11 protein-coding genes are annotated in these 15493 nt (G+C 47.2%); 9 read left to right on the plus strand and 2 right to left on the minus strand.

Annotated features, from left to right (window positions below):
- The first annotated feature begins 212 nt into the window (after positions 1-212).
- From ACOJUO_RS06730 to ACOJUO_RS06740, 3 genes are all read left to right on the plus strand, one after another.
- Positions 213-2003, plus strand: a complete 1791-nt coding sequence (locus tag ACOJUO_RS06730; RefSeq protein WP_422139335.1) for an F-box/WD repeat-containing protein — start codon at positions 213-215, stop codon at positions 2001-2003.
- Between the two features lie 321 nt (positions 2004-2324).
- A complete protein-coding gene (locus ACOJUO_RS06735) occupies positions 2325-4121 on the plus strand; it encodes an F-box/WD repeat-containing protein (RefSeq protein ID WP_422135968.1) in 1797 nt (598 codons plus the stop codon).
- 286 nt (positions 4122-4407) lie between these two features.
- On the plus strand, positions 4408-5706 hold the full coding sequence (locus ACOJUO_RS06740) for an F-box/WD repeat-containing protein (RefSeq protein WP_422139336.1): 1299 nt from the start codon (positions 4408-4410) through the stop codon (positions 5704-5706).
- A gap of 624 nt (positions 5707-6330) precedes the next feature.
- Here ACOJUO_RS06740 and ACOJUO_RS06745 read toward each other — a convergent pair.
- The gene (locus tag ACOJUO_RS06745; protein WP_422139337.1) at positions 6331-6573 is read right to left on the minus strand and encodes a hypothetical protein; all 243 of its coding nucleotides are present in this window, start codon (positions 6571-6573) and stop codon (positions 6331-6333) included.
- 100 nt (positions 6574-6673) lie between these two features.
- Between ACOJUO_RS06745 and ACOJUO_RS06750 the strand changes: the two genes are divergently transcribed.
- The 5 genes from ACOJUO_RS06750 (at position 6674) to ACOJUO_RS06770 (ending at position 13148) form a co-directional block, all read left to right on the plus strand.
- The gene (locus ACOJUO_RS06750) at positions 6674-7339 is read left to right on the plus strand and encodes an F-box-like domain-containing protein (protein WP_422139338.1); all 666 of its coding nucleotides are present in this window, start codon (positions 6674-6676) and stop codon (positions 7337-7339) included.
- 7 nt (positions 7340-7346) lie between these two features.
- Entirely contained in the window at positions 7347-8471 is a 1125-nt protein-coding gene (locus ACOJUO_RS06755; protein WP_422139339.1) for a WD40 repeat domain-containing protein, read from the plus strand.
- Between the two features lie 176 nt (positions 8472-8647).
- Positions 8648-9160 carry a hypothetical protein gene (locus ACOJUO_RS06760; RefSeq protein ID WP_422135972.1) on the plus strand — a complete coding sequence of 171 codons (513 nt, stop codon included), beginning with the start codon at positions 8648-8650 and terminating at the stop codon, positions 9158-9160.
- Positions 9161-9309: 149 nt separating this feature from the next.
- Complete coding sequence (locus ACOJUO_RS06765; protein ID WP_422139340.1) at positions 9310-11100, plus strand: F-box protein; 1791 nt, start codon at positions 9310-9312, stop codon at positions 11098-11100.
- Between the two features lie 245 nt (positions 11101-11345).
- Positions 11346-13148 (plus strand): F-box protein, encoded by a 1803-nt coding sequence (locus tag ACOJUO_RS06770; protein ID WP_422139341.1) that lies wholly within the window; start codon positions 11346-11348, stop codon positions 13146-13148.
- A 140-nt stretch (positions 13149-13288) separates the two neighbouring features.
- On the opposite strand, the gene ACOJUO_RS06775 is transcribed toward ACOJUO_RS06770, so the two are convergent.
- On the minus strand, positions 13289-13540 hold the full coding sequence (locus ACOJUO_RS06775) for a hypothetical protein (RefSeq protein WP_422135975.1): 252 nt from the start codon (positions 13538-13540) through the stop codon (positions 13289-13291).
- A gap of 129 nt (positions 13541-13669) precedes the next feature.
- Here ACOJUO_RS06775 and ACOJUO_RS06780 point away from each other — a divergent pair, with 129 nt between their 5' ends.
- Complete coding sequence (locus tag ACOJUO_RS06780; protein ID WP_422139342.1) at positions 13670-15457, plus strand: F-box protein; 1788 nt, start codon at positions 13670-13672, stop codon at positions 15455-15457.
- Positions 15458-15493: the final 36 nt, after the last annotated feature.

A 15493-nucleotide genomic window follows, 5' to 3' on the forward strand; every position in this document is an offset into this window, starting at 1 on the left:
ATCGGGGCTCTTCTTTTTAATGCCACTGACCTCAATAGTTTGAACTTCCATGACAAAACTGAGTCAAACAGATCGAATCACTCGTTCCCACGCTGGGACCCAAAGCGCCTGAAAGCATGGGAACCAGATTTATTCATTTTGAATGTCCTTTTCTATGCGCGCTTTTCTATGCGGGGATAAATATTAACTCCGAAGCTCTGGAGGAGCTGCTCATGACCCCTTTGAACAACAATTCCAGTAATGACGGTTCACTCTCGCCAACACCTGAGCAGCCTCGACTCGAGCCAGCGCCAACGGGCAGGGTTGCAGGCAGGGATGTTACTGCATATAACCAAAATCAATCTTCATTCTTCTGTTTGCCCGACGAATCAAAAACCATGATCATTCGCTATCTGGGTTTTCGGGACATTACCCGTTTAGTAAAGGTATGCAAATATTTTCGCGATCTTGTTGAAAACCATAAAGCTCTGGAAAGAGCTTGGTATCGCCAGTTGCCTTCACCACTCCAATATCAACTGAAGACCATCGCTACGACAAAAGATGAACAACAACTCCGTGACTGGTTGAAACCCTTTGCGAATAAGAACGCTGTTGAGTCACTCGTAAAACAACAAAAGAGTACTTATTTTCCTGCTCTGCTCTTTTTCAACAACAGTAAACTGATGTCTCAAAGTGAAACATTTAACCTAAAGACAAAAACCGAAATGACCCATCTTGACAAAATCTCGGTAGCCACTTTAAGCACCGATAGCCGCCACTTAGTGACCGCCAGTTTGGATGATACCGTGAAGATCTGCAGCCAGGAGACCGATGGATCATGGAAAGTAAAAGCCTCCACTCCCGATAGTGGTTGGGTCCAAAAAGCCATTTTCAGTACCGATAACCGCCATGCGTTGGTCATCAGTATTCTCTGGGCGCGAATCTATAGTATGAAGGAAGATGGATCATGGGAAGCAAAAGCCACCATTTCCCATAATCGTTGGGTCGTCTCAGCCACCTTCAGTGCTGATGGTCGCCATGTGTTGACCGCCAGTTTCGACAAGACGCTGAAAATCTACGGCCAGAAGACCGATGGATCATGGGAAGCAAAATACATTATTAACTGTGATACTCCGATCAGGACGGCCAGCTTCAGCGCCGACGCCCGTCATTTGTTGGTTGTCGATACATCTGGCGTTGCGACAATCTATGGTCAGAAGGACGATGGACCATTGGAAGCAGAAGCTACCCTTGCTGGTGAGAGTCGTGTCGAGTGGGCCTGCCTCAGCTCCGATGGCCGTCATGCGTTGTTCTGCATCGGACATAACACTTTGAAAATCTGGGCTCAGGAGGCTACCGGATCATGGGAAATCAAAGCCATCATTACCCATAATCGTGTTATCAACTCAGCCACTTTCAGCGAAGATTGCCAACATCTTGCAACCGCCAGTTACGATAATACAGCGAAAATATGTGACCTGCAGGACGATGGATCATGGAAAGAAATAGCCACGGTTTCTCATGATGAATCTATCTACTCTGTCAGGTTCAGCGCCAATAGTCGCCATCTGGTGACCAGAGGTAGTGATTATAGGGCGAAAGTCTATGGTCAGGAGACCCCTGGATCATGGGTAAAAAAAACTACCATTGAACACAATGGGTTGATCAACTCAACCAGTTTCAGCGCCGATGGCAGCCATTTGGTGACCGCCAGTGCTGACAGAACAGCCAGAATCTATGGCCTTGAGGCCGGTGGATCCTGGGTAAAAAAAGCCACCATAGCCCACAAAGATAGGGTCCGATCCGCCACCTTCAGTGTCGATGGTTGCCTTGTGGTGACCGCCAGCCAAGATAACACGGCACAAATTTATGGTCTGGGGAAGGATGGGTCATGGGTAAAAAAAGCCACCGTTGTACACAATGAAGCCGTCATCTCAGCCACCTTCTGCGCCGATGGCCGACATGTGGTGACCACCAGTGGAGATTACAAAGTGAGAATCACTGAGCTATGGAAGAACGATTGATGATCGAATGAACGTATTTTTGCTCAGAACCGATTAGCAAACGGCGTTATATCAAAAGCCTGATGGTAATTTTTGCACTGGGCTCTCAATAAAAAAAATGCCTTTCTATCCTTTTCCCGGATCAGGGCTCTTCTTTTTCTTAATGCCAATGACCTCAATAGTTTGAACTTCCATGACAAAATCGAGTCATATAGATCGAATCACTCGTTCCCACGCTGGGACCCAAAGGGCCTGAAAGCATGGGAACCAGAGTTATCCATTTTGAATGTCCTTTTCTATGTGAGGATAAATATTGACTCCGAAGCTCTGGAGAAGCTACTCATGACCCCTTTGAACAATAATTCCAGTAATGACGGTTCACTCTCACCAACACCTGAGCAGCCTCGACTCGAGCAAGCACCAACGGGCATCGTTGCAGGCAGGGATGTTACTGCATATAACCAAAATCAATCTTCATTCTTTTGTTTGCCCGACGAATCAAAAACCATGATTATCCGCTATCTGGGTTTTCGGGAGATTACCTGTTTAGCCAAGGTATGCAAATACCTTCGCGATCTTGTTGAAAACCATAAGTCTCTGGAAAGAGCCTGGTATCAACGGTTTACTTCACCACACCAGTATCAACTAAAGACCATCGTTACCACAAAAGATGAGCAACAACTCCGTGACTGGTTGAAGCCGTTTGCGAATAAGGACACTGTCGAGTCGCTCGTAAAAAAACAACAGAGTACTAATTTTCCTGCTCTGCTCCTTTTCAACAACAGTAAGCTGATGTCTCAATGTGAAACATTTAACTTAGAGACAAAAACCGAAATCACCCATCCTGAAAAAATCTTAACAGCCACCTTAAGCGCCGATAGCCGCCACTTAGTGACTGCCAGTTTGGATGGTACAGTGAAGATCTGTAGCCAGGAGACCGATGGATCATGGAAAGTACAAGTCTCCACTCCCAGTAATGGTTCGTTCAAAAAGGTCATTTTCAGCACCGATAACCGCCATGTGTTGGTCGACTTTCGTCTCTGGGCGGAAATCTACGGTATGAAGGAGGATGGATCATGGGAAGCAAAAGCCACCATTGCCCATAATCATTGGATCTGCTCAGCCACATTCAGTGCTGATGGTCGTCATGTATTCACCGTCAGCCTCGATAATACGCTGAAAATCTTCGGCCAGAATACCGATGGATCATGGGAAGCAAAATACACCATTAACTGTGATACTCCGGTCATTTTTGCCAGCTTCAGCGCCGATGGCCGTCATCTGCTGGTTGTCAATACATCTGACGTTGCGACAATCTATGATCTGGAAGACGATGGGTCATTAAAAGCAAAAGCCACCATTACTGATACGAATGGTGCCAGTCAGGCCCGCCTCAGCTCCGATGGCCGTCATGCGCTGATCCGTATTGGTTATAACACTTTGAAAATCTGCGGTGAGCAGGCCATTGGGTCATGGGATGTAAAAGCGACCATTACCCATAATCATAATATCGGCTTAACCACTTTCAGCGAAGATTGCCGCCATCTTGCAACCGCCAGTTTCGATCATACAGCGAAAATATGTGACCTGCAGGACGATGGATCATGGAAAGAAATAACCACGATTTCTCATGATAGTTTTGTCTACTCAGTCGAGTTCAGCGCCGATGGCCGCCATTTAGTGACCGCCAGTGGTGATAATACGGCGAAAGTCTATGGTCAGGAGACCCCTGGATCATGGGTAATAGAAGCCATCATTGAACACAATGGGAGTATCACCGCAACCAGGTTCAGCGCCGATGGCTGTCATTTAGTGACCGCCAGTGGTGATAAAACGGCTCAAATCTATGGCCTTGAGGCCGGTGGATCGTGGGTAAAAAAAACCACCATTGTCCACGAAGGCTGGATCCGATCAGCCACTTTCAGTGCCGATGGATGCCTTGTGGCGACCGCCAGTGAGGATAACACGGCGCAAATTTATGGTCTGGGGAAGGACGGAACATGGGTAAAAAAAGCCACCGTTCTGCACAATAAAACCGTTATCACAGCCAGTTTCTGCACCGATAGCCGACATGTGGTGACCACCAGTGAAGATTACAAAGTGAGAATCACTGAACTATTGAAGAGCGATTTTTCTTGATGCCAATGGCCCCAATATTTTGAACTTCCATTACAAAACCGACTCTAGGAGCCTGACCGAGAATAGCGCCCGTAGCGAGGACGGCAGAAAATTGAGGATGAAAATTCGGTTTTGTGAGGAGAATAGCGAGCTATTTGACGAACAAAAGCGGATTTTCAGACCAATTTGCTGCCGCCGCAGTAGGGCAGTCTATTCTCGGTCAGGCTCCTAGCAGCCTGTCGGACTTAAGACTGTCCTTTTCTATGCGGGGATAAATATTGACTCTGGAGCTCTGGAGGAGCTGCTCATGACCCCTTTGAACAATAATTCCAGTAATGACGGTTCACTCTCACCAACACCTAAGCAGCCCCGACTCGAGCAAGTGCCAACGGGCATGGTTGCAGGCAGGGATGTTACTGCATATAACCAAAATCAATCTTCATTCTTATGTTTGCCCGATGAAATAAAAACCAAGATTATTCACTATCTGGGTTTTCGCGAGATTACCCGTTTAGCAGAGGTATGCAAACATCTTCGCGATCTTGTTGAAAACCATAAAGCTCTGGAAAGAGCTTGGTATCGCCAGTTGCCTTCACCACTCCAATATCAACTGAAGACCATCGCTACGACAAAAGATGAACAACAACTCCGTGACTGGTTGAAACCCTTTGCGAATAAGGACGCTGTTGAGTCACTCGTAAAACAACAAAAGAGTACTTATTTTCCTGCTCTGCTCTTTTTCAACAACAGTAAACTGATGTCTCAAAGTGAAACATTTAACTTAAAGACAAAAACCGAAATGACCCATCTTGACAAAATCTCGGTAGCCACTTTAAGCGCCGATAGCCGCCACTTAGTGACCGCCAGTTTGGATGATACAGTGAAGATCTGCAGCCAGGAGACCGATGGATCATGGGCAGCAAAATACATTATTAACCGTGATACTTCGATCAAGTCGGCCAGTTTCAGCGCCGATGCCCGTCATTTGTTGGTTGTCGATACATCTGACGTTGCGACAATCTATGGTCAGAAGGACGATGGACCATTGGAAGCAAAAGCCACCATTACTGATCGGAGCCGTGTCAACTGGGGCTGCCTCAGCTCCGATGGCCGTCATGCGTTGTTCTACATTGGACGTAACACTTTGAAAATCTGCGCTCAAGAGGCTACTGGATCATGGGAAATCAAAGCCATCATTATCCATAATCGTGTTATCAACTCAGCCACTTTCAGCGAAGATTGCCAACATCTTGCAACCGCCAGTTACGATAATACAGCGAAAATATGTGACCTGCAGGACGATGGATCATGGAAAGAAATAGCCACGGTTACTCATGATAATTTTGTCTGCTCTGTCGATTTCAGTGCCGATGGTCGCCACCTGGTGAGTATAAGTGATGATAAAACGGCGAAAATCTTCAGTCAGGAAAGCCCTGGATCATGGGTAAAAAAAGCCACCATTGAACACAATGAGATTATCGCCACAGCCAGCTTCAGTGCTGATGGCCGACATGTAGTTACTACCAGTGAAGATCACAAGGTGAGAATCACTGAGCTATGGAAGAACAGTAGTTTGAACTTCCATGACAAAATCGAGTCTATATAGATCGAATCAGTTTTGGATGTCCTCTCTAAGTCCTAACAACTCGTTCCCACGCTCTGAGGGTGTCGCAAAACTTCAACAGCTCGTTCTCACGCTCTGAAGTCGTCATTCCCGCGAAGGCGGGAATCCAGCGCCAACGGTGGATCTCTGCCTTCTCGGGGATGACAAGGCCAGGGGGACACCGGGCAGTAGGGTTCTGGTGGAGAGTCAGTGTGGATTCCCGCCTTCGCGGGAATGACGAGAATGAAGCCGGGAATGACGAGAATAAGTCCTTTGGATGTCCTCTCTAAGTCCTAATAACTCGTTCCCACGCTCTGAGGGTGTCGCAAAACTTCAACAGCTCGTTCTCACGCTCTGAAGTCGTCATTCCCGCGAAGGCGGGAATCCAGCGCCAACGGTGGATCTCTGCCTTCTCGGGGATGACAAGGCCAGGGGGACACCGGGCAGTAGGGTTCTGGTGGAGAGTCAGTGTGGATTCCCGCCTTCGCGGGAATGACGAGAATGAAGCCGGGAATGACGAGAATAAGTCCTTTGGATGTCCTCTCTAAGTCCTTTGGATGTCCTCTCTAAGTCCTAATAACTCGTTCCCACGCTCTGAGGGTGTCGCAAAACTTCAACAGCTCGTTCTCACGCTCTAAAGTCGTCATTCCCGCGAAGGCGGGAATCCAGCGCCAACGGTGGATCTCTGCCTTCTCGGGGATGACAAGGCCAGGGGGACACCGGGCAGTAGGGTTCTGGTGGAGAGTCAGTGTGGATTCCCGCCTTCGCGGGAATGACGAGAATGAAGCCGGGAATGACGAGAATAAAGCCGGGAATGACGAGAATGAAGGCGGGAATGACGAGAATGAAGCCGGGAATGACGGGAGTCAACGCGTTCCCAAGCCGGAGAGAGTTTTGCGACACCCTCGCTCTGCGTGGGAATGCATACAACAACTGAAAAGCGAACTCTGAAGCTCTGGAGGAGCTGCTCATGACCCCTTTGAACAATAATACCAGCAATGACGGTTCACTCTCACCAACACCTAAGCAGCCCCGACTCGAGCAAGTGCCAACAGGCATCGTTGCAGGCAGGGATGTTACTGCATATAACCAAAATCAATCTTCATTCTTTTGTTTGCCCGACGAATCAAAAACCACGATTATCCGCTATCTGGGTTTTCGGGAGATTACCCGTTTAGTAAGGGTATGCAAATATTTTCGCGATCTTGTTGAAAACCATAACGCTCTGGAAAGAGCCTGGTGTCGCCGGTTTCCTTCACCACTCCAATATCAACTCAAGACCATCGCTACGACAAAAGATGAACAACAACTCCGTGACTGGTTGAAACCGTTTACGATTATGGATGCTGTCGAGTCACTCGTAAAACAACAAAAAAGTACTTATTTTCCTGCTCTGCTCTTTTTCAACAACAGCAAACTGATGTCTCAATGTGAAACATTTGACTTAGAGACAAAGGCCGAAATTACCCGTTCTAATAATATCTTTGCAGTCACCTTAAGCGGCGATGGCCGCCACTTAGTGACCGTCAGTTTGGACAATACAGTGAAGATCTTTAGCCAGGAGACCGATGGATCATGGGAAGTAAAAGCCTCCACTTCCGACATGGGCCAAAGAAGCCATTTTCAGCGCCGATAATCGGCATGTGTTGGTCGTCAGTAGTTTCAGGGCGGGAATCTATAGTGTGAATGAGGATGGATCCTGGGAAGCAAAAGCCACCCTTTCCCATAATAGTTCGGTCATTTCACCCACATTCAGTGCTGATGGTCGCCATGTGTTGACCGCCAGTTTCAATAATACGCTGAAAATCTACGGCCAGAAGACCGATGGATCATGGGAAGTAAAATACAATATCAACTGTGATCTTTCGATCTTGTCGGCCAGCTTCAGCGCCGATGGCCGTCGTCTGTTAGTCCTTACTTCATCTTACGCTCCTATAATCTATGGTCAGAAAGACGATGGGTCATGGGAAGTAAAAGCCAACCTTAATGGTGAGAGTGGTGTCAATTGGGCCTGCCTCAGCTCCGATGGCCGTCATGCGTTGATCCAGGTTGGACATTACACTTTGAAAATCTACGGTCAGGAAGCCATTGGATCATGGGAAGTCAAGGCCACCATTACCCATAATGATATTGTCAACTCAACCACCTTTAGTGACGATTGCCGCCATCTTGCAACCGGCTGTTTCGATAATACAGCCAAAATATGTGACCTGCAGGACGATGGATCATGGAAAGAAATAGCCACAGTTTCTCACGATAGTTCTATCTACTCTGTCAGGTTCAGCGCCAATGGTCGCCATCTGATGGCCCGAAGTGATCGTATAACGGTGCAAGTCTATGGTCAGGAGACCCCTGGATCATGGGTAAAAAAAACCATCATTAAACACAACGGGTGGATCACCACAACCAGGTTCAGCGACGATGGCCGCCATTTAGTGACTGCCAGTTTTGATAAAACAGCGAAAATCTATGGCCGTGAGGCCGGTGGATCCTGGGTAAAAAAAGCCACCATAGTCCACACAGATAAGGTCCGATCCGCTACCTTCAGTGCCGATGGTTGCCTTGTGGTGACTGCCAGTAAGGATAAAACGGCGCAAATTTATGGTCTGGGGAAGGATGGATCATGGGTAAAAAAAGCCACCGTTGTACACAATGAAGCAGTCATCTCAGCCACCTTCTGCGCCGATGGCCGACATGTAGTTACTACCAGTGAAGATCACAGGGTAAGAATCACTGAACTATGGAAGAAGATTTTAGTGATCGAATGAACGTATTTTCAATCTGAACCGATCAACAAACAGCTTTATATCAAAAGCCCGATGGCAAATTTTGCACTGGGCCCTCGGTTGATCCTCGGCACTGGCCAGAGGATCAATCAGCCCAGGTAGTTTGTTCATCCATGGTCTATGCTTCAGCCTCTTCCATCGGTTAACAGGAGCTGAATGTGACGGACACGCTGTTCAACGAACTGAAAAACATCGGCATCAGTGAGGAGCTGGCGGCAAAAGTCAGTGCCTCCCTCGACCCGGACCACAACGCCAGCAAGAAAGACGTGCTCATCATGCAGGAGGCCATCTTGCAGCACCAGGCACACTTCAGTCAAAAAATGGCTGAAATGAATGCCAAGTTTGATGCCGAATTCAAACGACAGAATGCCAAGTTTGATGCCGAATTCAAACAACAGAAGGCCGAGTCAGACGCTCAATTCAAAGAAATGAAAGCCGAGTCAGATGCTCAATTCAAAGAAATGAAAGCCGAGTCAGACGCCCGCTACTACGAGCAGAAAGCCGAATCAGACGCCCGCTACCACGAAGTAAAAATGGACAACATCAGGGCATACGCCGAACTAAAAACCGAAATCCACACCACCATCAACCGACAATACCTTGTCACCTTTGGCAGCGCCCTGCTAACCATCGCTTCCGTACTGGCCGTAAACTGGTACTTTCATGTTTAACAGTGCCTGACTTTCGTTTTCTTAATGGCACTGACCTCAATAGTTTGAACTTCCATGAAAAAATCGACTCTATGTAGATCGAATCCATTTTGAATGTCCTTTTCTATGTGAGGATAAATATTGACTCTGAAGCTCTGGAGGAGCTGCTCATGAACCCTTTGAACAATAATTCCAGTAATGACGGTTCACTCTCACCAACGCCTAAGCAGCCTCGACTCGAGCCAACGCCAACGGGGATCGTTGCAGGCAGGGATGTTACTGCATATGACCAAAATCAATCTTTATTCTTCTGTTTGCCCGACGAATCAAAAACCATGATTATTCGCTATCTGGGTTTTCGGGAGATTACCCGTTTAACAAAGGTATGCAGATATCTTCGCGATCTTGTTGTAAACCATAAAGTTCTGGAAAGAGCCTGGTATCGCCGGTTTCCTTCACCACACCAATATCAACTCAAGACCATCGCTACGACAAAAGTTGAGCAACAACTCTGTGATTGGTTGAAACCGTTTGCGAATAAGGACGCTGTCGAGTCACTCGTAAAACAACAAAAGAGTATTTATTTTCCTGCTCTGCTCCTTTTCAACAACAGTAAACTGATGTCTCAATGTGAAACATTTAACTTAGAAACAAAAACCGAAATTACCCATCCTGATGATATCTTTGCAGTCACCTTAAGCGCCGATGGCCGCCACGTAGTGACCGCCAGTTTGGATAATACAGTGAAGATCTGTAGCCAGAGGACCGATGGATCATGGAAAGTAAAAGCCTCCACTTCCAATAATGGTTGGTTCAAAGAAGCCATTTTCAGCGCCGATAGCCGCCATCTGTTGGTGGTCAATCATTTAGGGGCGGGAATCTATGGTATGAACGAGGACGGATCATGTGAAGTCAAAGCCACCATTACCGATAATAGCTCGGTCATTTCAGCCACCTGCAGTGCTGATGGTCGCCATGTGTTGATCGCCAGTTGCGATAATACGCTGAAAATCTATGGCCAGAAGACTGATAGATCATGGGAAGCAAAATATATTATTAACTGCGATGCTTCGATCAGGTCGGCCAGCTTCAGCGCCGATGGCCGTCATCTGTTGGTTGTCAATACATATGACGTTGCGACAATCTACGGCCTGGAGGACGATGGATCATGGCAAGTAACAGCCAACATTACTGATCCGGGTGGTGTCAATTGGGCCTGCCTCAGCTCCGATGGCCGTCATGCGCTGATCCGCGTTATACCAAACACCTTGAAAATCTACGGTCAGGAGGCCATTGGTTCATGGGAAGTAAAAGCCACCACTAACCATAACAATTTTGCCAACTCACACTACTTCAGCGACGATTGCCGCCATCTTGCAACCATCAGTTTAGATAATACAGTGAAAATACTTGACCTGCAGGATGATGGATCATGGAAAGAAATAACCAGGTTTTCTCATGATCGTTTTGTCTTCTCAGTCAAGTTCAGCGCCGATGGTCGCCATCTGGTGACCAGAAGTGAGGATAATACGGCGAAAGTCTGTGGTCAGGAGACCCCCGGATCATGGGTAGAAGAAACCACCATTAGACACAATGGGAGGATCATCACAGCTGAGTTCAGTGCCGATGGCCGCTATTTGGTGACCGCCAGTCATGATAAAACGGCGAAAATCTATGGCCGTGAGGCCGGTGGAGCCTGGGTAAAAAAAACTACCATTGTCCACAAAGGCTGGGTCCGATCAGCCACCTTCAGTGCCGATGGTTGCCTTGTGGTGACCGCCAGTAAGGATCACACAGCGCAAATTTATGGTCTGAGTGAGGATGGATCCTGGGTAAAAAAAACCACCATTCAACACAATGACAGAGTCATTTCAGCCGACCTCTGCGCCGATGGCCGACATGTGGTGACCATCAGTGAAGATTACAAGGTGAGAATCACAGAACTATTGAAGAACGATTGATGATCGAATGAAGGTATGATCAAAAGACCCTTGGCAATTTTTGCACTGGGCTCTCAATAAAAAAATGCCTTTCTATCCTTTTCCCGGATCAGGGCTCTTCTTTTTCTTAATGCCACTGACCTCAATAGTTTGAACTTTCATGACAAAATCGACTCTATTGTAGATCGAATCCATTTTGAATGTCCTTATTCTATGTTTCTGTGCGGGGACAAATATTGACTCTGAAGCTCAGGGAGGAGCTGCTCATGAACCCTTTGAACAACAATTCCAGCGATGACGGTTCACTCTTGCCAATCAGGCAACTTCGGCGAGAAGAAGCACCAACAGGTGTCAGTGCAGGCAGGGACGTTACTTTGTATAACCAAAAGCAATCTGCATTATTCTGTTTGCCCAATGAAACAAAAGACTTGATTATCCGCTATTTGGGTTTTCGGGAGATTACCTGTTTAACCAGGGTTTGCAAACACCTTCGCGATCTTGTTGAAAACAATGAGACTCTGGAAAGAGCCTGGTATCAACGGTTTCCTTCACCACACCAATATCTACTAAAGACCATAGCTACCACAAAAGGTGAGCAACAACTCCGTGACTGGTTGAAGCCGTTTGCGAATATGGACACTGTCGAGTCACTCGTACAAAAACATGAGAGTACTTACTTTCCTGCTCTGCTCCTTTTCAACAACAGTAAGCTGATGTCTCAATGTGAAACATTTGACTTAAAGACAAAAATCGAAATTGCCCATCCTGACAGAATCTTAAAAGCCACCTTAAGCGCCGATAGCCGCCACCTGGTGACCGCCTGTTCAAATGATACATTGAAGATCTGTAGCCAGGAGACCGATGGATCATGGAAAGTAAAAGCCTCCATTCCCAGGAATGGATGGGTCAATGAAGCTTTTTTCAGCGCCGATAACCGACATGTGCTGGTCGTCAGTCGTTTCACGGCGGAAATCTATAGTATGAACGAGGATGGATCATGGGAAGCAAAAGACACCATTCCCAATAATCGTACGACCTTCTCAGCCACCTTCAGTGCTGATAGTCGCCATGTGTTGACCGCCGGTTTGAATAATGTGGATATTGTGGATAATACGCTGAAAATCTACGGCCAGAATAACGATAGATCATGGGAAGTAAAATACATTATTAACTGTGATACTCCGAACAGTTTGGCCAGCTTCAGCGACGATGGCCGTCATCTGTTGGTTGTCAACACATCTGGCGTTGCGACAATCTATGGTCAGGAGGAGGATGGATCATGGGAAGTAGAAGCCACCCTTCCTGATGAGGGTAGTGACAGCTGGGCCTTCCTCAGCTCCAATGGCCGTCATGCGTTGTTCTGCGATGGATGGATGACTTTAAAAATCTATAGTCAGGAGGCCGGGTCATGGGAAGAAAAAGCCACCATTACCCATAATAGTGGTCTCAGCTTAATCTCTTTTAGCAAAGATTGCCGCCATCTTGCAACCGGCAGTTGCGATAATACAGCAATAATATGTGACCTGCAGGACGATGGATCATGGAAAGAAATAACCAGGATTTCTCATCACAGCCTTGTCCTCTCTGTCGAGTTCAGCGTCGATGGCTGCCATCTGGTGACCAAAAGTTATGATAACAAGGCGAAAATCTGTAGTCAGGAGGCCCCTGGATCATGGCTAGAAGAAGTCACCATTAAACACAATGGGTATATCACCGCAGCCATGTTCAGCGCCGATGGCCGCCATTTAGTGACCGCCAGTCATGATAAAACGGCGAAAATCTGTGGCCGTAAGGCCGATGGAACCTGGGTAAAAAAAGCCACCATAACCCACGAAGATGAGGTCCTATCCGCCACCTTCAGTGCCGATGGTTGCCTTGTGGTGACCGCCAGTAAGGATAACACCGCGCAAATTTATGGTCTGAGCAAAGATGGATCATGGGTAAAAAAAGCCACCGTTATACACGATAAAGCCCTCATCTCAGCCACCTTCTGCGTCGATGGCCGACACCTGGTGACTGCCAGTGAAGATTACACGGTGAGAATCACTGAACTATGGAAGAGCGATTGATGATCGAATGAATGTATTTTTGCTCTGAACCGATTAGCAAACACTCAATAGTTTGAACTTCCATGACAAAAGCGAGTCAAACTGATCGAATCACTCGTTCCCACGCTCTGTGGGTGTCGCAAAACTTCAACAGCTCGTTCTCACGCTCTGAAGTCGTCATTCCCGCGAAGGCGGGAATCCAGCGCCAACAGTGGGTCTCTGCCTTCTCGGGGATGACAAGGCCAGGGGGGCACCGGGCAGTATGGTTCTGGTGGTGAGTCAGTGTGGATTCCCGCTTTCGCGGGAATGACGAGAATGAAGCCGGGAATGACGGAAGTCAACCCGTTCCCACGCTGGAGCATGGGAGCCAGAGGTTTTGCGACACCCACGCTCTGTGGGAATGCATACCACACCTGAAAAGCAGACTCTACAGCGTGAGATAGGTATGGGTTCCCACGGCATGGGAACCAGAGTTATCGATTTTGAATGTCTTTTTCTACGCGCGGATAAATATTGACTCTGAAGCTCTGGAGGAGCTGCTCATGACCCCTTTGAACAATAATTCCAGTAATGACGGTTCAACACCTAAGCAGCCTCGACTCGAGCAAGCACCAACGGGCATCATTGCAGGCAGGGATGTTACTGCATATAACCAAAATCAATCTGCATTCTTTTCTTTGCCCGACGAATCAAAAACCATGATTATTCGCTATCTGGGTTTTCGGGAGATTACCCGTTTAGCAAAGGTATGCAAATATCTTCGCGATCTTGTTGAAAACCATAAAGCTCTGGAAAGAGCCTGGTATCGACGGTTCCCTTCACCACACCAATATCAACTGAAGACCATCGCTACTGCAAAAGATGAGCAACAACTCCGTGGCTGGTTGAAGCCATTTGCGAATAAAGACACGGTCGAGTCACTCGTAAAACAACAAAAGAGTACTTATTTTCCAGCTCTGCTCTTTTTCAACAACAGTAAACTGATGTCTCAAAGTGAAACATTTAACTTAAAGACAAAAACCGAAATGACCCATCCTGACAAAATCTCTATAACCACCTTAAGCGCCGATTGCCGCCACTTAGTGACCGCCAGTTTGGATGACACATTGAAGATCTGTAGCCAGGAGACCGATGGATCGTGGAAAGTAAAAGCCTCAACTCCCAATAATGAGGTCAAAAAAGCCATTTTCAGCACCGATAATCGCCATGCGTTGGTCGTCAGTCGTCTCAGGGCAAGAATCTACGGTATGAATGAGGATGGATCATGGGAAGCAAAAGCCACCATTTCCCATAATCGTTGGGTCATCTCAGCCGCATTCAGTGCTGATGGTCGCCATGTATTCACCGCCAGTTTCGATAATACGCTGAAAACCTATGGCCAGAAGAATGATGGATCATGGGAAGCAAAATACATTATTAACTTTGATAATCCGATCAGGTTTGCCAGCTTCAGCACCCATGGCCGTCGTCTATTGGTTGTCAATTCATCTGATGTTGCGACTATCTATGGTCTGCAGGACGATGGATCATTGGAAGCAAAAGCCAGCATTACTGATACGAGTAGTGTCAGTCGGGCCCGCCTCAGCTCCGATGGCTGTCATTTGTTGATCCGCGTTGATTATGAGACTTTGAAAATCTACGGTCAGCAGGCCACTGGGTCATGGGAAGTAAAAGCGATCATTACCCATAATGATGTAATCAGGTCAACCACTTTCAGCGAAGATTGCCGCCATCTTGCAACCGCCAGTTTCGATAATACAGCAAAAATATGTGACCTGCAGGACGATGGATCATGGAAAGAAATAACCACGATTTCTCATGATAGTTATGTCCACTCTGTCAAGTTCAGCACCGATGGTTGCCATCTGGTGACCAGAAGTGATGATAAAACGGCGCAAGTCTATAGTCAGGAAACCCCTGGATCATGGGTAAAAAAAGCCATCATTGAACACAATGGGGCTATCACCTCAGCCGGGTTCAGCGCCGATGGCCACCATTTGGTGACCGCCAGTCATGATGAAACAGCGAAAATCTATGGCCATGAGGCCGGTGGTTCCTGGGTAAAAAAAGCCACCATAACCCACAAAGATAAGGTCCGATCCGCCACCTTCAGTACCGATGGTTGCCTTGTGGTGACCGCCAGTGAGGATAACAGCGCGCAAATTTATGGTCTAAGCAAGGATGGATCATGGGTAAAAAAAGCCACCGTTGTACACGATAAAGCCCTCATATCAGCCATCTTCTGCGTCGATGGCCGACATGTGGTGACCACCAGTGAAGATTACAAGGTAAGAATCACTGAACTAGAAGAGCGATTGATGATCGAATGAATGTATTTTTGCTCTGAACCGATTAGCAAACACTCA

Origin of the sequence: Endozoicomonas sp. ALC020, assembly GCF_049275935.1 — a bacterium.
GTDB lineage: Bacteria > Pseudomonadota > Gammaproteobacteria > Pseudomonadales > Endozoicomonadaceae > Endozoicomonas_A.

Excerpts from the sequence above, each read along its gene's own strand:
- ACOJUO_RS06730 (WP_422139335.1), top strand. The coding sequence starts at position 213 with ATGACCCCTTTGAACAACAATTCCAGTAATGACGGTTCACTCTCGCCA.
- ACOJUO_RS06735 (WP_422135968.1), top strand. The coding sequence starts at position 2,325 with ATGACCCCTTTGAACAATAATTCCAGTAATGACGGTTCACTCTCACCA.
- ACOJUO_RS06740 (WP_422139336.1), top strand. The coding sequence starts at position 4,408 with ATGACCCCTTTGAACAATAATTCCAGTAATGACGGTTCACTCTCACCA.
- ACOJUO_RS06750 (WP_422139338.1), top strand. The coding sequence starts at position 6,674 with ATGACCCCTTTGAACAATAATACCAGCAATGACGGTTCACTCTCACCA.
- ACOJUO_RS06765 (WP_422139340.1), top strand. The coding sequence starts at position 9,310 with ATGAACCCTTTGAACAATAATTCCAGTAATGACGGTTCACTCTCACCA.
- ACOJUO_RS06770 (WP_422139341.1), top strand. The coding sequence starts at position 11,346 with ATGAACCCTTTGAACAACAATTCCAGCGATGACGGTTCACTCTTGCCA.
- ACOJUO_RS06780 (WP_422139342.1), top strand. The coding sequence starts at position 13,670 with ATGACCCCTTTGAACAATAATTCCAGTAATGACGGTTCAACACCTAAG.